Source organism: Lysinibacillus phoenicis, from assembly GCF_047238325.1.
Taxonomy (GTDB): domain Bacteria; phylum Bacillota; class Bacilli; order Bacillales_A; family Planococcaceae; genus Lysinibacillus; species Lysinibacillus irui.
The window spans coordinates 3,586,895-3,605,802 of sequence record NZ_JBDFMP010000002.1 but is presented as its reverse complement, the minus strand read 5'-3'; the positions used below and the strand labels follow the sequence as shown (position 1 = coordinate 3,605,802).

General features: G+C 37.0%; 18 protein-coding genes and 1 other annotated feature. Of the genes, 10 read left to right on the top strand and 8 right to left on the bottom strand.

Features of this window, described 5'->3' with window-relative positions:
• Positions 1-41: 41 nt before the first annotated feature.
• Positions 42-1,223: an ABC transporter permease gene (locus ABC382_RS19535; protein WP_322611123.1), complete on the bottom strand. Its 1,182-nt coding sequence runs from the start codon at positions 1,221-1,223 to the stop codon at positions 42-44.
• Positions 1,207-1,956 carry an ABC transporter ATP-binding protein gene (locus ABC382_RS19530; protein ID WP_274794424.1) on the bottom strand — a complete coding sequence of 250 codons (750 nt, stop codon included), beginning with the start codon at positions 1,954-1,956 and terminating at the stop codon, positions 1,207-1,209. Before ABC382_RS19530 ends, ABC382_RS19535 begins: the two co-directional genes overlap by 17 nt.
• A gap of 104 nt (positions 1,957-2,060) precedes the next feature.
• On the opposite strand from ABC382_RS19530, the gene ABC382_RS19525 reads away from it, so the two are divergent.
• The 6 genes from ABC382_RS19525 (at position 2,061) to ABC382_RS19500 (ending at position 5,395) form a co-directional block, all read left to right on the top strand.
• Positions 2,061-2,474 carry an HIT family protein gene (locus ABC382_RS19525; RefSeq protein ID WP_274794425.1) on the top strand — a complete coding sequence of 138 codons (414 nt, stop codon included), beginning with the start codon at positions 2,061-2,063 and terminating at the stop codon, positions 2,472-2,474.
• A 146-nt stretch (positions 2,475-2,620) separates the two neighbouring features.
• Positions 2,621-3,157 (top strand): tryptophan transporter, encoded by a 537-nt coding sequence (locus ABC382_RS19520; RefSeq protein WP_274794426.1) that lies wholly within the window; start codon positions 2,621-2,623, stop codon positions 3,155-3,157.
• Positions 3,158-3,290: 133 nt separating this feature from the next.
• On the top strand, positions 3,291-3,686 hold the full coding sequence (locus ABC382_RS19515) for a YtxH domain-containing protein (protein ID WP_274794427.1): 396 nt from the start codon (positions 3,291-3,293) through the stop codon (positions 3,684-3,686).
• A gap of 157 nt (positions 3,687-3,843) precedes the next feature.
• Positions 3,844-4,404, top strand: coding sequence for an HTH-type transcriptional regulator Hpr (locus tag ABC382_RS19510; RefSeq protein ID WP_016992097.1), 561 nt, complete (start codon positions 3,844-3,846; stop codon positions 4,402-4,404).
• 189 nt (positions 4,405-4,593) lie between these two features.
• Positions 4,594-5,139, top strand: a complete 546-nt coding sequence (locus ABC382_RS19505; protein ID WP_274794428.1) for a DUF3267 domain-containing protein — start codon at positions 4,594-4,596, stop codon at positions 5,137-5,139.
• A gap of 70 nt (positions 5,140-5,209) precedes the next feature.
• Positions 5,210-5,395 carry a hypothetical protein gene (locus ABC382_RS19500; protein ID WP_274794429.1) on the top strand — a complete coding sequence of 62 codons (186 nt, stop codon included), beginning with the start codon at positions 5,210-5,212 and terminating at the stop codon, positions 5,393-5,395.
• Between the two features lie 230 nt (positions 5,396-5,625).
• Here ABC382_RS19500 and ABC382_RS19495 read toward each other — a convergent pair whose 3' ends face one another.
• Positions 5,626-5,730, bottom strand: coding sequence for a YjcZ family sporulation protein (locus ABC382_RS19495; protein ID WP_274794430.1), 105 nt, complete (start codon positions 5,728-5,730; stop codon positions 5,626-5,628).
• 143 nt (positions 5,731-5,873) lie between these two features.
• Here ABC382_RS19495 and ABC382_RS19490 point away from each other — a divergent pair, with 143 nt between their 5' ends.
• Positions 5,874-6,851: a peptidylprolyl isomerase gene (locus ABC382_RS19490; RefSeq protein ID WP_274794431.1), complete on the top strand. Its 978-nt coding sequence runs from the start codon at positions 5,874-5,876 to the stop codon at positions 6,849-6,851.
• Positions 6,852-6,996: 145 nt separating this feature from the next.
• Here the strand turns inward: ABC382_RS19490 and yhaM are convergent, their stop codons facing one another.
• Genes yhaM through ABC382_RS19475 form a run of 3 tightly spaced genes read right to left on the bottom strand, consistent with a single transcriptional unit; the run spans position 6,997 to position 12,033 of the window.
• Entirely contained in the window at positions 6,997-7,932 is a 936-nt protein-coding gene (gene yhaM / locus ABC382_RS19485; protein ID WP_412927037.1) for a 3'-5' exoribonuclease YhaM, read from the bottom strand.
• Positions 7,929-10,814, bottom strand: a complete 2,886-nt coding sequence (locus ABC382_RS19480; protein ID WP_322611124.1) for an ATP-binding protein — start codon at positions 10,812-10,814, stop codon at positions 7,929-7,931. The genes yhaM and ABC382_RS19480 overlap by 4 nt, the downstream gene beginning before the upstream one ends.
• A 4-nt stretch (positions 10,815-10,818) precedes the next feature.
• Entirely contained in the window at positions 10,819-12,033 is a 1,215-nt protein-coding gene (locus ABC382_RS19475) for a metallophosphoesterase family protein (RefSeq protein ID WP_274794434.1), read from the bottom strand.
• 256 nt (positions 12,034-12,289) lie between these two features.
• Between ABC382_RS19475 and ABC382_RS19470 the strand changes: the two genes are divergently transcribed.
• The gene (locus ABC382_RS19470; RefSeq protein WP_274794435.1) at positions 12,290-12,475 is read left to right on the top strand and encodes a YhzD family protein; all 186 of its coding nucleotides are present in this window, start codon (positions 12,290-12,292) and stop codon (positions 12,473-12,475) included.
• A gap of 49 nt (positions 12,476-12,524) precedes the next feature.
• Here the strand turns inward: ABC382_RS19470 and ABC382_RS19465 are convergent, their stop codons facing one another.
• Positions 12,525-13,307: an enoyl-CoA hydratase gene (locus tag ABC382_RS19465; RefSeq protein WP_274794436.1), complete on the bottom strand. Its 783-nt coding sequence runs from the start codon at positions 13,305-13,307 to the stop codon at positions 12,525-12,527.
• A 139-nt stretch (positions 13,308-13,446) separates the two neighbouring features.
• Between ABC382_RS19465 and trhO the strand changes: the two genes are divergently transcribed.
• Positions 13,447-14,415 carry an oxygen-dependent tRNA uridine(34) hydroxylase TrhO gene (gene trhO, locus ABC382_RS19460; protein WP_274794437.1) on the top strand — a complete coding sequence of 323 codons (969 nt, stop codon included), beginning with the start codon at positions 13,447-13,449 and terminating at the stop codon, positions 14,413-14,415.
• A gap of 338 nt (positions 14,416-14,753) precedes the next feature.
• On the opposite strand, the gene ABC382_RS19455 is transcribed toward trhO, so the two are convergent.
• Positions 14,754-16,406: an FAD-binding dehydrogenase gene (locus ABC382_RS19455; RefSeq protein ID WP_274794438.1), complete on the bottom strand. Its 1,653-nt coding sequence runs from the start codon at positions 16,404-16,406 to the stop codon at positions 14,754-14,756.
• 405 nt (positions 16,407-16,811) lie between these two features.
• Positions 16,812-17,053 (top strand) — a binding site (T-box leader).
• Between the two features lie 161 nt (positions 17,054-17,214).
• Here ABC382_RS19455 and serA point away from each other — a divergent pair.
• Positions 17,215-18,822: a phosphoglycerate dehydrogenase gene (gene serA, locus ABC382_RS19450; RefSeq protein WP_274794439.1), complete on the top strand. Its 1,608-nt coding sequence runs from the start codon at positions 17,215-17,217 to the stop codon at positions 18,820-18,822.
• Positions 18,823-18,908: the final 86 nt, after the last annotated feature.

The window sequence follows — 18,908 nt, the reverse complement described above, 5'->3', positions numbered from 1 at the left end:
TTGGGTGAATGAGCTTTTTAATTTATCAATAGTATTCTATTCTACTTAGAAACCTTCGATGTCAATTCACTAATAACCAAAACAACGATGACAGTAATATAAAACATTGGTTGTGTCATTGCACATAAGCCCACAATAATAGCTTGTGTAATCATTGCTAAACGCACAACCTGCTTCACAGCTAATGGACGGGCATTATCGGGTAATGGATAGAGCATATCCATTCGAAATTCACCGCTTGATAGTAATGCTTGCTTTAACTGAATGGTTGTCGCAAAGCTCAGTGCACCAGCAGCAATCCATGTAACGACAGGAATGTCTACAAATGCAGCAATGATTGCTGAAATAGCTGTAAGACGAAGCCATAAATAGAAATGGTCATCTGTTCGAACAAAGGTACGAAATACCAGATACTTTTGAGCATTGCCCTTACCGTATGGTACAAATTTATAGAGCCAGTCCATCCAACTACGGCCACGGATGCTTCCATGTAAATGGGGTACGTCTGTAAAATAATTAGCAAAACGGTAAAAGCTCATCATACGATTCTGTTCAAGCTTTACAAAATGTTCATAAGGCACAGGTTCACCGGTCGATTTTTTTCTAAAGACAATGATATAAATAACGCTGATAACTGTAACGACTACTGCTAATAGGAGCTGAGCATGGAGTCCCAAATAGATTGCAGCTGCAAATACGATAGCTCGAATAAGCCTGTCCACCCAGACCATATTGCCTCGTTCACTATAACGATAGTTGAATTCTCCTTGAACACTTATATATTTCAAAACAATGACAAGTAAAAATACTGTCCATATGTCGATCGTTGTTAATTCCGTTACTGCTTTTAATAATGGAATACAAACAATATAGACAATCGCTACTATCCACACTTGAGACCAATAAGTCCAAGCCAATGCCTTATTAAAATACTGTGATATTTTTGATTCTAAAGGCAATAGGTATACTTGGTCTGGCTCTCTCAAGAGCGTAGTAGGGCGGCTAAAGGCCAATAAAATCCCTACGATTAGAGCAATGATGATTTCTGCTGGAAAGTCTGTTTGTACAACTTTCAGCCATTCACTATATTGATAGCCCCCTGCTCCAATAAGAAAAACAAGTACAATCGCAATATGCCCTGTAAATATAAATTGCATATATTTTTGTACTTCTCCTATATAATGCATGAAGCGAGAGGACCATACATCACGCAAGTTCTTCATGGTCCCGCTCCTTTGTCATGGCAATATAGAGATCGTCCAATGTCGCATTCGGCATTGCAAACGATTTGCGTAAATCAGCCATTGTTCCCTGCGCTCGAACTCTTCCTTCGTGCAATAAAATAATTCGATCACAATGCTTTTCAGCTGTCGATAGTATGTGTGTAGACATTAATATAGAAGCACCTTCTTTTTTCTTTTCATCCATCTGGTCTAATAATGATTGAATACCTAGGGGATCTAAGCCCACAAAAGGCTCATCAATAATATAAAGACTTGGATTCACTAAAAAGGCACACATAATCATGACTTTTTGACGCATTCCCTTTGAAAAATGCGAAGGGAACCAATTTAATCTTTTCTCCATTCGAAATTCTTTTAATAGCACCTCTGAACGAGCATCAAGGGTTGCCTTATCAATACCATATGCCATCGCTGTTAACTCTAAATGCTCTCTTAATGTAAGCTCATCATATAGCACAGGGGTTTCGGGAATATAGGAAAAGGCTGTTCGATACTTGTCCGTATCTTCTTTTAATGTTACCCCGTTTAGTCGAATGTCCCCTTCCTTTGGTAACATTGTTCCTATAATATGTTTAATTGTTGTACTTTTACCAGCTCCATTTAAACCGATTAAGCCAACTAATTCCCCTTTTCCAATAGTAAAAGATAAATCTTTAATAACAGGTTTTCTAGTATATCCACCCGTCACATGCTGTACCTCTAATACTGACATATCCTCACTCCTCTTCTTGTTTTATATTTTATCAAAAATTAGCAAATGATACAGGTTTGAGTATGATAGAATGTATTTACACATACGTTAAGGGGGAAATTCTCATGAGCGATTGCCTATTCTGCAAAATTATCGATGGATCCATTCCAAGTACAAAAATCTACGAGGATGACCATGTCTATGCCTTTACAGATATTTCACCTGTTGCTAAAGGCCACACATTATTAATACCAAAGCATCACTGCCAAGATCTATTTGAAATGCCAGAGGAAGTGGCACGTAATCTATATGCTGTTGCACCAAAAATCGCCAATGCTATTAAAGCAGCATTTCAGCCGATTGGTTTGAATACGATTAATAATAATGGCGCTGCAGCTGGACAGACTGTTTTCCACTACCACTTACATTTTATTCCGCGTTACGACGAAAAAGAAGGGCTTGGCCTAATTTGGCAAACGCAAAAATATTCAGCAGAGCAGTTAGCTGAAGTAGCAGAAAGTATTAAAGCGAATCTGTAAAGGATTGGAATTTTTAACACAAAAAGATTCAGAATATTGTATTGCAAATAGAAACATTTTAGCGTACAATCACAAATAAGTTTCGCTAACGGTCAGGAGGACACGTTAGGTGACAAATAGATTAGCTTAGCTGAGGAGAGATTCAAATGAATACGAAGAATTTAGTTTTAATGGCACTATTAATTGGTGTCGGTGCAGCCCTTTATGTGGTTACACCAGGAATGGTAAATGGTATGAAACCTGATTTCATGTTAACAATGATGTTTATTGGAATATTATTGTTCCCAACTGTGAAAGAAACGTTCTTACTATCACTTTCAACGGGTGTACTTTCAGGTTTATTTACAACATTCCCAGCAGGTCTTGTCCCGAATATTATCGATAAAGCTGTTACAGGCTTTGTATTTTTAGCCTGTTTATTGATTCTAAAAAAACTGGCAAGTCATTTCGCTGTTTCTGCTGTTTTAGTTGGTTTAGGTACCATTCTATCAGGAACTGTCTTTTTAAGCGTCGCGCTTTTTGTATTCAATGCAAATGTCGGTGCAACCTTTACAATGCTATTTATTGGCGTTGTCCTGCCAGCTGTTGCATTTAACGTCGTTGCTTTTGCTGTCATTTATCCAATTGTCGCAAAATTAGTAAAGCGCTCTAAATTCAATACAGCTATTTCTCAAATTTCATAAATACTCACTTTAAATAATCAAAAGAAACTAAACCGTGATAGTAAATCACTCGTTTAGTTTCTTTTTTCTTTTTGTATTCGGGCATTTCATGGTTTAATAGTAGATAAACATGACTAGAAATGAGGTAAACAATATGAAAGCAAAACCATTTTTACTTGGACTAACAACAGGGATTATAGGTGGGACAATCGCTGTGCTTTTCTCAACACCACAATCAGGGCAACAAGTACGTGCTACTCTTAAACAAAATCTTGACCAAACAAAAGGTATGCTCCTTGATGTAAAACAACAAGTAGGGACTGTTAAGCACTCTGTCAATACTTTAACAAATGAAGTGAAAAATAATATCCCACAAATAATAAATGATTTAAAGCAAACAATCACAACTTTTACTGAAGAAATCGAACCAACGAAAAATAATTTACAACAAGAATTAGATGCTTTACAGAATTCGATTAGCGAAATCGAGAAAAACATTGCACAAATCACCGAAAACAAGAAAAAACCGCAAGAAAAAGTTAGCGACTAAAGTCCTTTCAAAGCAGTTAAAAATCTATTTTTTTACCAAAAATTATTGCTATAATATTATTTTTTAACCACTTTTCAATTTTTTAATTTTTCTAACTTTAAACTTTTTTTCTTTACTGCTATAATATTTTTAAAAATGTGAAAGAAAGCAGTAGGTGATGGCTTTGTCAGAGGAATTATACACACAAAAAGAAGCGATGCTTTATAGTCAAAGAATCGCACAATTATCAAAGGCGCTATGGAAAGCGGTTGAAAAGGATTGGCAACAATGGATTAAACCCTATGATTTAAATATTAATGAACACCATATTTTATGGATTTCTTATCATTTAAAAGGGGCTTCCATTTCTGATGTAGCAAAATTCGGAGTGATGCATGTTTCTACAGCATTTAACTTCTCCAAAAAATTAGAAGAGCGTGGCTTCCTTAAGTTTTCGAAGCGTGATGACGATAAACGAAATACGTATGTTGAGCTTACTGAAGCTGGTACAGAGCTTATTGTAGAGATGAATAAGAACTACCATAATACGTATCATTCCGTACTGGAGGGATCCCTTGCTTTAAAAGATTTATATGGCCGTTTCCCAGATTTTTTAGATGTAATGGCTGTTATTCGCAATATTTATGGCGAGGATTTCATCGATATTTTCGAACGCTCCTTCCAACATTTCCGTGATTCCTTTGACACGCTAGAAGAAAGAACACCTGTAAAGGGATAGGACGAAGCTTCAAACTACTCGTAATTTTTTCTGGATGAACGCATTTAGTATTCCTGCTCATTCGAATGTAAATCATGTGAAAGGAGGTATTTCAGAAATATTTCTGAAGTACCTCCTTTTTCTTGCATTCTAACATAATTCAATTTACATTAAATAGGACACTTCCTATTTTGGAGTTGATACAAAACCATGCATTGTTGGAAAATTTTAAACCTAGAACATCATTATGGTACAACGCGTATTATTATAATGGGTGTTATTACTTTTCTATTGGTCTTTTCTGTTTCATATGTAATGTTTAATTTATTTAACGAAGAGCATTACACAGATCGGTTATTCTGGCTTTTTGTAATTGCTGTACTCACTCTTTATCCAGTTCATAAATTTTTGCACTTTCTTGCACTATATGATTTGCGCCAGCATTTAAAATTACGTGTACGTACCCAATTTTATATAATTCCTGTTTTGCATATGCGAATTCGTGAACCTTTATCTAAAAATCGTTACATCTTAGCATTACTTACGCCTTTTATCGTTCTAAACACAAGTATTATAGTAGGAACTTGGCTATTACCAGCCTATACACACTACGGAACATTGCTGTTAGCTTATCACTGTAGTTTATGTTTGATTGATATCCTTTACGTGAAATACTTGCTAAATTCACCTAAAAATTCCCAAATAGAAGAAACACCTAAAGGCTATGAAATTTTAGTTCCACCAACTGTTCACTAAAATGCTTGTACTTGTTTTTTATTGGCGTTCTTTGTTATGCTATTACTATTGAAAGAGGGGAGGAATAGACTTGCTATTAATGATTGTAGTTCTATTCTCGGTATTCTATTTATTTCAAATTAATCGCATGACATATGCTTTATGCATGCGACGTGAAATTCCCGAAGAAAACCAACCAAAAATATTCCGAACTATAAATATACTAATTACCATTTTACTTGTCTCATTTTATGTGGAAATTTTATATGCAGTTTAATGGAAGTATCCTTTACGCCTCGGCGTAAAGGCATCCATATCGGTTCAAAACATTGACAAAATAAATTGAAAGACATCCGCGTTCGTCCGCACACTCAAAATAAGTTGAGCCCCCCATGCAACAACTTTTTCTAACCAATAAATTTGGTAGAACTAAGCTTGCGGCGCGAATGTCTACCATTGTTAAGAAAAGCTAAGAGTTGAGCTCTTAGCTTTTCACTGTTTTATTAATTAGTATAGGTACGCTGCGCCAACAATAATTAATAAAATAAATAACACAACTAATAAAGCAAAGCCTGAGCCGTAGCCACCGCCACCGTATCCTCCGTTGCCCATAACTTCACCCCCTTTCTTTTCTATATCCTATGCGCTTCAAAATTTGAAATATAGGCAATACTCAAGGGGGAACCATTTTGTTTTTAAAACGTTTATGTTATAGTAAAAAATGGACGAAACCATGTTAGGAGAGAATATCCACTATGAAAAAGACAGTTTTATCTTTAACTTTAGCTGCTTCTGTATTAGCTCTTGGTGCTTGTAGCGGCGGAGATAGCAAAGCAATCGTTACTTCTAAAGTGGGCGATATTTCAGTAGCTGATTTTAATGAAAAGGCAAAAGCTTTAACAGGCTCATATGTAATGCAACAACTTGTGACTGAAAAAGTTTTAGCCGACAAATATGAGGTAACAGATAAAGAAATTAAAGAAGCTTACGACACTACAGCATCACAATTTGGTGATGGCTTTACACAAGCACTTGCTGAAAGTGGTTTAACAGAACAAGGCTTTAAAGATTCTTTACGTGTTCAGCTTCTTCAAGAAAAAGCTTTAAAAGATCAAGCAATTAAAGAAGAAGATGTGAAAAAATACTACGAACAAATGAAAACAGAACTAAATGGTCGTCATATTTTAGTAGCAGATGAGAAAACAGCGAAAGAAGTCATTGCAAAAATTAAAGGCGGTGCTAAATTTGCTGATGTAGCGAAAGAATATTCTACAGATACAGGTTCTGCGAAAAACGGTGGAGAGCTTGGATGGTTCTCTGTTGGTTCAATGGTTGATGAATTTAACGATGCTGCTTACGCTCTTGAATTAAATACATTAAGCGAGCCAGTAAAATCAAGCTTTGGATATCATGTTATTGAAATTACGGACAAGCGTGACGTAAAAGGTGTTGGTGAATTTAAAGATGAAGAAGACAACATCCGTTCAACAATGATAAACAAGCTAAACCAAACTGGTGAAGCGCAAACGATTTTAAAAGACATCGTTGCAAAAATGGCAAAAGATGCAGATGTGAAAACATCAGATAAAGATTTAAAAGAATCACTTAAATTCTTTACAACAACAAGTGAAGAACAAGCCAAAGCGGCTGAAGAAGCAGCTAAAAAAGCAGAAGATAATGCTGCTAAAGATTCTGAAGACAAAGCAGAAGATACTGACAAGGAATCTAAATAGTCTGGATAAATATTAGTTCATCTAATAATGACAGTATCCTCAGCGAAAAGGAGCATCTGATTTTTCAGATGCTCCCTTTCTTTTTGCATTATTCTTTATGCCTGAAGACCGTTTTTGAACTACTATCTATATGAATTTACTTTTTCTATATAGTTGGTTTATAGAACGAGCGGTTATCCAGCGGGAAGAGTCGCTCTGTAAATTCCCCTGGAGCTGTTTTCCCTAATGCCCTTGTGAGCATATTCATTTTTGCATCTATGTTATCAATATAGTGCAAGATTTCCGCTTCTTGGAGCATAGGTTTTTTCGGGCTACCCCACTCTTCTTTTCCATGATGAGACAGAACCATATGTTGTAATAGCATGACTTCTTCACCATCAATTTCAAGTTCACTAGCAATTTTAGCAATTTCATTCACCATAATCGTAATGTGTCCTAATAAATTACCTTCAACTGTATACATCGTGGCAACTGGACCAGATAACTCTACAACCTTGCCTATGTCATGCAAAATAATTCCTGCATATAATAAATCGCGATTAAGCGTTGGATATAAATCGACAATCGCTTTACCTAGTTTTAGCATAGATACCATATGATCTAATAAACCAGATGCATAGTCATGATGGTTTTTCGTTGCTGCTGGGAAGACTAAAATAGCATCCTGATGCTTTTTAATAGCTGCTCTCGTAATACGTGAGATATTTGGATTTTTAATATCAAAGAAAAATTGTGTCAATTCTTCATATAGTTGTTCTTTGGGCGTTGCTGAGGAGGGAACTAAATCATGAATTGCGATTCCTTCCTCTGGCTTTGCAACACGTATCGATTTAATACGTAATTGATTTTTTCCTCTATAGTCATGAATCTCTCCGCCAACACGCACAATCGCTTCAGCATGATACATTTTTTCATGATCCTCATTCGTGTCCCATAATTTTGCCTCAATATCCCCACTTTTATCTTGTAGTAATAGCGACATAAATGGCTTTCCAACGGTTGTAACACCTTTTGTCGCTTGTTTTATCAATAAAAATTGATCTACTGCTTCTCCAACTTGAAGCCTCGTAATCCCTTTCATGTTGACGCCACTCCCCTTTCATTTGCTAGTGCTCCGATATCGACAATTTGCTCTTTCTGCCAATGTTCGAGCATTGCGTCATGACAAGTAAAATATAAAATTTGACGTTCATATCCTACTTCTTTCATCAATTGTACCATTTTGTCTGTACGGTTTCGATCAAAATGGACAAATGGATCGTCCATAATGATTGGAAATGGGGCAGAGTCCATCAGTGTTTTTGCAAGGGCCATACGTAATGCAATATAGGCTTGCTCTTTTGTCGCCTGTGACAATTCAATCATTTGGTAACGTATTCCTGCAACATCTTGTGCAACAAAATAGCCTTCATCATGAATCGAAATTCTCTCATATCGTCCACCTGTCAGTAAACTGAATATCGCATTCACCTTCGAAAGAACATGAGGTAATTTTTCTTCTCGAAGGCGGAATAATGCTTCATGAATGGCAGTAGCTACAGCCTTTTTAGTTGCCCATTGCTCAATCAGCTGCTGTAATTCTGTTTTCTCCTGCTCAAACTGTTGAAGTAATTGCCCATACTTTTCATCATTTAATAGCTGCTCTTTTTCAATAAGCAATGAAGCACGGTGTTCAAGACATTTGTCTATCTCTTGCTGTAACGAGCTTTGCTCCAGTTCCAAAGCATGTAGAGCTTCTATAATAGAATCCTCCATCAGATTTTCTTGCTGTGGCAGGTTGAGTGAAGCCAATTGTGCTTGAACCGTTTGCAATTCTGCTATGATTTTTCTTTGTTGCTCAAACTGTTCATATATTTCATAATAAGCTTGCTCGTTTTGCACTTGTGCCTCACTAAATAACAGAGCTATTTCAGATGTATATTGGTCAATTCTAGATTGGCCACCCTCTAGTTTTATTTTAAGGCTGGCTAACTGATCCTTCGTTTGTTGTACTTGTTGTTGATGCTTTTGTGCTTCCAGGTAGGCTGTTCGTAAATACATATATATTTCATGTTCATTGTAGGCTCCATCTAAGACCTGTTGGAGCTGTTCATAAATACTGTTCTTTTCCATCTGAGCTTCTTGTAGAAGGCTCAGTGTACTATTCCTTTTTGCTGCAAGCTCTTGAACGCCACGAATTCGCATAAATAACTCAGGCATTAAAGTTCTGGCTATTGATCCTTGTAATCGATAACGCTTTAAAAAAAGCTGAAGTGCCTGTGTGGCCTCTTCACTCTCTAACTCTGCTTGTTGAATTTTATATTCAAGTTGAACGTATTGCTGTTCTTTTTCTTTTTGCTGTTCATTGACATGTAACCAACGATCCTCATATCGTTGCTTCTTTAATAGCACAGCTTGTACTGTCATTTCTTCTTGTTCTAACTCTCGTAGGAGATAACTTTGCTCTTTATTTATAGGCTCTGCTTGTTTACTATGTCTCATATACAAAATGCTAAGCAATGACAAAAATGCTCCGACAATGATCACAACCACATTCTTTTCAAACACTCCATAAGCAAATGACAATAAACCAATTAGTAGAATAAGCCAGATAAAATACAAAGGTTGTGTTTGCTTATTTCTTAGTGACTTGGCAGCACGTAATTGCTCAAGCCTTCGTTTTTGCTGGGGCCACTGTGCTAAAATATGTTCTTCTTCACTTGTTAATGATTCCTGTACAATCCGTTGCTTTTGTTTAGCAATTGCATCTATTTCTAGATGTATTTGTTCAAGGGATCGTAAATGAAACTTAAGCTCCTCCTCTGCATCCTGCAGCTTACTTAATTGAAATTGAAACTGCTGTTCCTGCTGAAGTGAAACAGTCTCCCCAAGAAGATTTTCCTGTTCCTCTTTTTCTTGAACGCCTAATAAACGAAACTGTGCTTCCATTTCATGTTCAAGCATAAAGAGATCATCTTGTAAATTTTGCACCTTCACCAGCAATTGATGCCAGGTTGCCTCTTTTTGTATAAGGCGAGCCATCTCATTAACCGTTTGCTCGTTCACTGATGCTAGTACTTTATCTTGTAACGTTTGAAATTGCTCTTTTAATTGCAACAGCTGTTGGTTTTCATGCATTAGTCGATCTTTTAACTGTTCATATCGTCTAATACCTTCTGGTGGAAATTGTATATCTTGATAGTTGGCTAAAGTTTGTTGCAAAGCCTGTTGCTGCTTCATTAGAGGTAGTGCTTGTTTTTGTATAGTTAGCTGTTGCCACTGTTGTTGTTGCATTTTTTGTGTCTCATAAAGCCGCTCTAAATTTTGCTCTAGGAGTTGTAGCTGCTTTAATTTATCATCAAAGGTTTGAATTTTCCCTTGTTCCTGTTTAATCGTTCGTTCAAGCTGCTTTAAATGCTCTATTTTTTGATTAATTACTGGCACTTTACCGGTTTTCCTAAATAATTCATTTGCCTCTTTATCCATTTTCTTCTCAAGGGTCGATAAATGTTGAATACCTGTCGTACCAGAGGCTAGTAGCAAATGTGTTAGTTCCTCCTCTGACATTTTCTCAATCCCTTGTAGCTCATGTAATGAAAATGAAAAAATAGACTCAAAGCTGGCTCTTGAATAGCCATATAATAGTTTTGCTAACAGTTCCTCTTGTCCAGTTGTACCATCCTCTAAAAAGACAGTAACATCGCCCGTTGCCCTCCCTTTCACACGTTCAATGGTACATTGGCCATAAATCGGATGCTTGAGTATCAGCTGACCACCATACTTTGTCGAAGCTTTTGGTTCATATTTGCGCTGTGTCTGCTGCCTCGTGGGGAAACCAAAAAGCATTTGTAGAATAAATTGCTGAATTGTTGTTTTTCCCGCTTCATTTAATCCATAAAAAATGGTAACACCATCGCTTAACGAAATGGTCATATTTTCATGCTTACCAAAGCCATAAATTTGGATTTTTTGTATTGTCAGCATGTGATCACGCCCTTTGAATTTCTTCTGCCAATAATGCCTGTGCGCTATTCGTTAAATTCTCTATATCCTTGTCTGTAAGTGGCTCTATCAGCCTTGCGCCCCCAGCATATTGGTATAAATCTTTAAGTATATCCTTCCATTCATTACTATCCCATTGTTCCATTAAGCTGACAACTGATTGAGTTGTTGCAGTATGTTCATAAAATTTCCTAGTCTTCTGCAACACCAATTTTTGTACCCAACACATTGGCTCAATGCCTTCTTCAGCTTCCCGAACGGTCTCTAACCATGCATCTACTGTGGCATGCTCAAATAATGCTTCTGTTTGTTCATCAATATTTTGCAAATGAAGCTCTATAACTGATGCACCATACTTTGTTCTATTGACTGTAATTGCTTCTGCACATCTTTTGAGTAATTCATTAGCATGGATTACATTTTTACAATCCACTTCAACTGTACTATAAACTACAGTTGAAGTTGGAATAAAATCTAGTTCAGCCGAAGTTCGGGATAAAGTTACATCATAATAACCTTTCAAACCTTGCTCTTTACGATGGCGACTTTGTATATTGCCTGGATAAACAATTGGAGGATTTTGATGTAAAAGCTGTCGTTTATGAATATGGCCTAAAGCCCAATAATGGTAGTTTTTCTCTAGCAATTGTTGCTTAGTAAAGGGAGCATACACATCATGAGTCGTATTACTTGCCTCACTTCCGTGTAGCATACCAATATGAATGGTTTGTTGATTTTGTGCAATGGGATAGCTTTCGATAACCGATTCCCTCAAGTGGCGTTCATGATAACTGAAACCATATATATTGACTTGCTGATCCCGAATTTTTAATTGAACAACACTCGTTTCAGCTGGTAATTCATAGACATTACTTGGCAAAGAAAAGCGTGTCCAAGTACCATTTAAGTGATCATGATTTCCATAGCTCACAATCACTGGGATATTATGTTGGAAGAGCTTTTCCATTGCATCTTGAAATCTACGTTGCGCTTGCAAACTACGATTTTCACCATCATAAATATCTCCAACAATTAGCAAAAAGTCAGGCTTCTCTTGAATTGCTTTTTGAATAATTTTGTCGAATGCATCAAAAGTACTTGACCGAATGTTCTTTAAAATGTGTTCAGATAAACCAAATAAACCCTTAAATGGACTATCTAAATGTAAATCTGCCATATGGAAAAAACGAATTGCTGTCATCCAATCACCTCAAATAGTAGATAATTCTTAACTTGGTACTAATCAAAGTAGTACGAGTTCACTTATCAAAACCGAATATTTGTTCTATTTTATCATACTTCATCTTTTATGAAAAATGGTATGAAGGAAAATACTTGACCGCCTTACTTTTTCCACAATTTTCGTAATTTATCAAAAAAATCACTAGTTTTACCGTGAAGTTTATAAATCTTCTATGTATAATAGAAATATATTTTAGTAAAAGGGTGGGGTTTGCATGGAGAATTATCGTTTTACAGCTTTTGAAAAAACAGGGGAAACATTGTTTGATGAAACATGGACATTTGAAAATGATGAGGCTGCTAAACTAAATGGACAACAACAAATTGAGGAAAAAGGTGTTGCCGACAAAACTCATCGACTTGTAAACTCTTCAGGTAAATTAATATTATTCCATGTTTAATAGCGAGTAAAAGGCACGTAGACAATGCTGCTACGCGCCTTTTTACTATTTATTTCCCTACAAATACCGGTGTCCTTTTCTCTACAAATGCATGAATACCCTCTATATGATCTGTTGTTTTACGCATAGCAGATTGTCCTTCTGCTTCCAATGCTAGAACATTTTCTAGCTGTGATAAATTTTGAGCATGGAGAATTTTTTTCGTTGTAATCATCGAAGAGATAGGTGAAGCAAGCATTTTACCTACAAGCTGGTCAGCCATTGCAAATACTGTACCATCAGGTGCAATATAATCAATTAATCCTGCATCCAATGCTTCTTTTGCAGTTAATACCTTCCCTTCCCATATCATTTGTTTCGCTTTTACAGTCCCCACACGTTCTTTCATAAAGAAGTGACCACCTCCATCTGGAATCAGTCCTATTCCTATGAAGTTCATAGCTAGTTTACTATTTTCACAGGCTACAACAATATCTGCACCAAGTGTCAAACTAAATCCTAGGCCTGCCGAAGCACCATGAACTGCCGCAATAACAATCATCGGTAGCTGATAATAGGCCCTCACAATACGTGTTAGATAAACCATTGCCTCATCTATATTTAGTGGTTTGTTTTCATCGAGCATTGCCTTAATATCGCCACCCGCAGAAAAGACCTTTCCTTCTCCACGAATAACAAGTACCTGTATATCTTTTTCTTGTTGTAGAGCTTCAAAGCATTCTGCAAGTTCACGCATCATGTCACCATCCATAGCATTCATTGCCTGTGGACGATTCAATGTTAACGTTGCTCGACGTTCTAATTTTTCTAAAGTAATCGTTGAAAATTCCATCTCTCTTCCCCCCAAATATGAATAGTCATTCACTATGTACTATTCGAGTTTTTTTAGAAAACTCCTCCTACTCTAAGCAAAATTACTGTTGTTGTGCTATATTAAATGACGAACATTGTTATAAAGGTGGTTACGTATTTTGACACAAAAAGACTATCGTGTATTACTTTATTATAAATATATTACGATTGAAGACCCAGTAGCCTTTGCAGAAGAACATTTAGCATTATGTAAAGAAATTGGACTTCTTGGTCGTATTTTAGTAGGAAATGAAGGTATTAACGGAACGGTTTCAGGGACCATTGAGCAAACAGAAGCTTACATGAACCATATGAAGACAGATGCTCGTTTTAGTGATATTATGTGGAAAATTGATGAAGCTGAAGGGCATACCTTTAAAAAAATGCATGTACGCCCGCGACGAGAAATTGTTCATTTAGGTTTAGAGGATGATATCAACCCATTAGAAATCACTGGTGATTATTTATCTCCTAAAGAATTTATGGAACAAATGCAAGAAGATAACACCGTAATCATCGATGCACGTAATGACTACGAATATGATTTAGGTCATTTCAGAGGAGCAGTTCGACCTGATATTGAAAATTTCCGTGACTTGCCAGCTTGGATGGAAGCTCATAAAGAAGATTTTGCAGATAAAAAGATTTTAACTTACTGTACAGGTGGTATCCGCTGTGAAAAATTCTCTGGCTGGCTAAAACGCGAGGGCTATGGTAAAAGTGTTGGTCAATTACACGGTGGTATCGCCACGTATGCAAAAGATCCAGAAGTAAAAGGCCAGTTATGGGATGGTCAAATGTTTGTTTTTGACCGTCGTCGAAGTGTACCTATTAATCAAGTGGAACATGTCGTCGTTGGGAAGGATTATTTCACAGGTGAACCTTCTGAACGTTATACAAACTGCGCAAACCCTGAATGTCATAAATTAATGCTTTGCGAGGAAAAGCATGAGGCATTTTATATGCGTAGCTGCTCAGACGAATGTCGTCGTGCACCACGTAACTTCTTCGTTGAAGAACATGGTTGGTCGAAAGAACAGGTTGAAGAGCAAATTGCTAAAATAGCAGAGGCTCAAAAATCAAAGTAAGTATGCTTGATATAAACGGTATGGGTCCTTTTGTAAAAGTGAATGGAAACCCTTGGAGACACCGATTCTATCAGACTAACTAAAAGAGCATCGTTCGTTAAGACGATGCTCTTTTATGGTGTTAAAAAATCAAATCAATTAGCATTTTGCTAAAGGCGAGAAAGGCTTTCTATCCCACACTAGTGTTTATTTTGAGTTTTCAGATAAATGAATTTGCTTACTACTCTAGAACGAACGTAGTGAGCAAAGTGGCTCATTGGACGTCCCCTGGAAAGTACGCTGGCGGAACGGAAATCAACCCTGCTTTGCAAAACTTTTATTGCTACTTACATCATATTTTATTTTTCTTGAGCTAAATAACGCCCGACCTGCCGTCCACTAAATAGACAGCCTCCAACAAATGTGCCTTCCAAAGCACGGTAGCCATGAACACCACCGCCACCAAAACCACTTACTTCACCAGCTGCATATAAACCAGGTATTGGCTGACCATCCATTCCTAACACCGCACCATTCAGATTTGTTTGTAAGCCACCTAAAGTTTTTCGTGTTAAGATGTTTAATCGTACAGCAATTAATGGCCAATTTTTAGGATCTAACATTTTATGTGGTTTGGCAACACGCACCAATTTATCGCCAATATAATTCCTTGCTCCATGAATGGCATTAACCTGTAAATCCTTCGTAAATTTATTGTCCATTTCTCGGTCTCTTGCCAAGATCTGCTCTTTAATTTTCATGAAATCTAGTAGCTCATTTCCTGCCAGCTTATTCATACCATCAACAAGCTCTTTCAAATCATGAGCAATCACAAAATCCTCACCATGATTTTTAAAGGCTTGGATTGGAGCAGGTGGACCTGGCATGATTCGTTTCAAAACATCTCCAATGCTTTTGTTTGTTAAATCTGGATTTTGTTCTGAGCCAGATAGTGCAAATTCCTTCTCAATAATTTTTTCAGTTAAAATGAACCACGAGTAATCATAGCCTGTTTTTTGAATAGCCTCTAATGTGCTAAGCGTATCGAATCCTGGGAAATTTGGTGCATGAAATCGATTACCCTCTGCGTCAAACCATAAGGAGGAAGGCCCCGGCAAAATTCGTATTCCATGATTGGGCCAAATAGGATCCCAATTTTTTAACCCCTCTGTGTAATGCCACATTCGGTCCCGATTCACAATGCGACCCCCTACATGCTCAGTGATTTCTAGCATTCTCCCATCAACATAAGCTGGCACACCGCAAACCATATTTTTAGGTGGGGTCCCCAATCGTGCTGGCCAATTTTTTCTTACTAAATCAAAATTAGCCCCAATCCCCCCACTTGCCACAATTACAGCATCTGCTTCGTAGTTAAATTCTCCAATTCCTAGTCTTGAGCTTTTTTCACCTCTATTGATAAAAGTTTCCGCTAGTACAGTCCCACTAATGCCAGTAATTTTTCCGTTTTTTTGCAAAAATTCATCTACACGATGTCTTGGTTTAAAATCAATATATCCTTCTTTGATCCCCTGTTTTACTTTATCAACAAATGGCTTAACAATGCCTGGACCAGTTCCCCATACAATATGAAACCTTGGTACTGAATTACCATGTCCCCCCGCAAGAGAACCACCTCGTTCTGCCCAGCCAACAACAGGGAAAAATTTGATGCCCTTTGATTTTAACCAATCATATTTTTCACCCGCCGCAAAATCAACATAAGCTTTAGCCCATTTATATGCCCAGGAATCCTCATCCTCTAATCGATCAAAGCCAGCTGTCCCTTGCCAATCTTGCCATGCAAGCTCCTTACTATCTTTAATTCCAAGCCTTCTTTGCTCAGGAGAGTTCACTAAAAAAATCCCACCAAATGACCAATATGCCTGTCCCCCCATTGAATTTTCAGGCTCCTGATCAACTAAAACAACTTTTTTCTTTGCGTCGATTAACTCACAAGCTGCAACTAGCCCTGCAAGTCCAGCACCAATTATTGCAACATCGTATTTCATTACTACACCCCCAAATCAAATCATCCTTAACTAACATTCTTCCCTAACAGGCTGTTTACCTTCTAAAAAAACATTTTTTGTCTAAATTGTGACAGAGAAAAATGTTCGCTTTCTACACTTGAAACTACCATGGACTTGTATGAAGCAGCTAATTTATTCCAGTTAATTCCCATATAATTTTTTCTTCTCAAACTACATAGAAACCTAGTATTATCGGACTTTTCAAATATCGTTAGCGCTTTCATTGTATTCTCCAAAAAGACGTACAATATAATTGTTTAACAAAAAGATCGTTCGTGTTTGGTTATTATTCAGACTTTCGAAGTCAATATTTTTAAAGTATTTTAGAAATATCGTTGACAAAGGTGAACAATAGGGATTATGATGTTAACAAATTTAATCACACAAAATATAACGACGGAGACACACTAGTCGTAAGAAAATCCCAAGAGAGCTGATGGTTGGTGTAAATCAGTGATTTCTACGATAATAGTTCCACTCCCGAATAGATAGGCCGAACAACCCTAAGTAAGCTTATCCGTCACATGCACGTTACGCATATAGCTAAGACTGCAAGAATAATTTTTTCTAGTAGTAATTAAGGGTGGTACCGCGAACCAATGTTTATTCAGCCTTTCGCCCCTTACAACACAATAACTGTGTTTGTAAGGCGTGGAAGGCTTTTTATTTTGTTCTCGATCTAGTAGAAAGGAGATTGTTTGCATGCTGTAAGATGTTCGAATTTTACAACTTCCAGACTCTCATTGGTAAGACCACAATCATTTTTATTAAAAAGGAGCTAATTATAATGACTACTGCAACAAAAACAATTAACGTATTTATCGCTGATCCACTAAGTGAAGATGGTATTTTCCCACTACGTCAGGAACAAGACTTAGATTTAAACATTATCGTGGACACTGGTCTAGCACCAGAAGAATTAATCGCAAAAATTGCCGATGTAGATGTGTTACTTGTGCGTTCTCAAACAACTGTGACACGTGAGGTGATTGAAGCAGCTAAAAACTTAAAATTGATCGGTCGTGCTGGTGTGGGTGTTGATAATATTGACCTTGCTGCTGCAACTGAACATGGGATTATCGTTGTCAATGCACCAGATGGTAACACGAACTCTGCTGCTGAGCACACGATTGCGATGATGACATCACTTGCTCGTCATATTCCACAAGCTTTTAATACTTTGAAAAATGGAAAATGGGATCGTAAATCTTATGTCGGGGTAGAGCTAAAAAATAAAACTTTAGGTGTTGTAGGATTTGGACGTATTGGTGTTGAAGTAGCTTATCGTGCAAAGGGTCAACGTATGAATGTTATGGCATATGATCCTTTCCTTACAGATGAACGAGCAAAAGAGTTAGGTGTAACAAAAGCGACAGTTGAAGAAATTTGCGCAGCAGCAGATTTCATCACAGTACACACTCCTCTTCTTCCTGAAACACGTAATCTTATTAATAAAGAAAAATTCGCAATCATGAAAGATGGCGTACGTATTATTAACTGTGCACGTGGCGGTATCATTAATGAAGACGATTTATATGATGCGATTGTAGCAGGTAAAGTTGCTGGTGCAGCCCTTGATGTATTTGTCTCTGAACCTGCAACAGATCATAAACTACTGACGTTACCGCAAGTTATCGCAACGCCTCACTTAGGTGCATCTACTATTGAAGCACAAGAATCTGTAGCAGTTGATGTATCAAATGACATCATTAAGTTCTATAAAACAGGTACTGTAACAAATCCAGTGAATATGCCATCTATTCCGAAAGAACTTCTTGCACAAGTGGAACCTTTCTTTGAGCTAGCAGAAAAACTTGGTTCTTTTTTATCACAGGTAACAACAGAGCCTGTAAAAGAAATCAACTTATCTTATGCTGGTGAAGTAGCAAACTATGATGTTCGTCCATTAACTTCAAACGCATTAAAAGGTTTATTATCTAAAAACCACGGTAATCATGTAAATGATGTGAATGCTCGTTACTTGTCTGAACGTATTGGCATGAAAATTAATGAGCACAAAACAACAACGGCAAAAGGCTTTACAAGTTTAATTACGATTGAAATTATTACAGCCAATGAAACACATACAGTAGCTGGTACGTTATTAAATGGTTTAGGTGCACGTATTGTTAAGGTGGAAGACTATGTTGTGGACGTTATTCCTCAAGGTCACCTGCTTTACATTAAGAACACTGATAAACCAGGTGCCATTGGCCGTGTAGCAACAAAACTTGCAGAAAAAGATATCAACATTGCCACAATGCAAGTTGGTCGTGCGCAAGTTGGTGGGACAGCAGTTATGATGCTTACGATTGATAATGTAGTAACAGAAGAAGATTTAGTATTCGTGTCTCAACTCGAAAATATTGATGAGGTAAAAGCCATTACCCTATAGTAATGACTAACGTAAGCAGGGAGTTTCTACTCTCTGCTTTTTCTTTTTGGAAAAATGATACTTTTTAGTACCTTAATCGTCTTTAA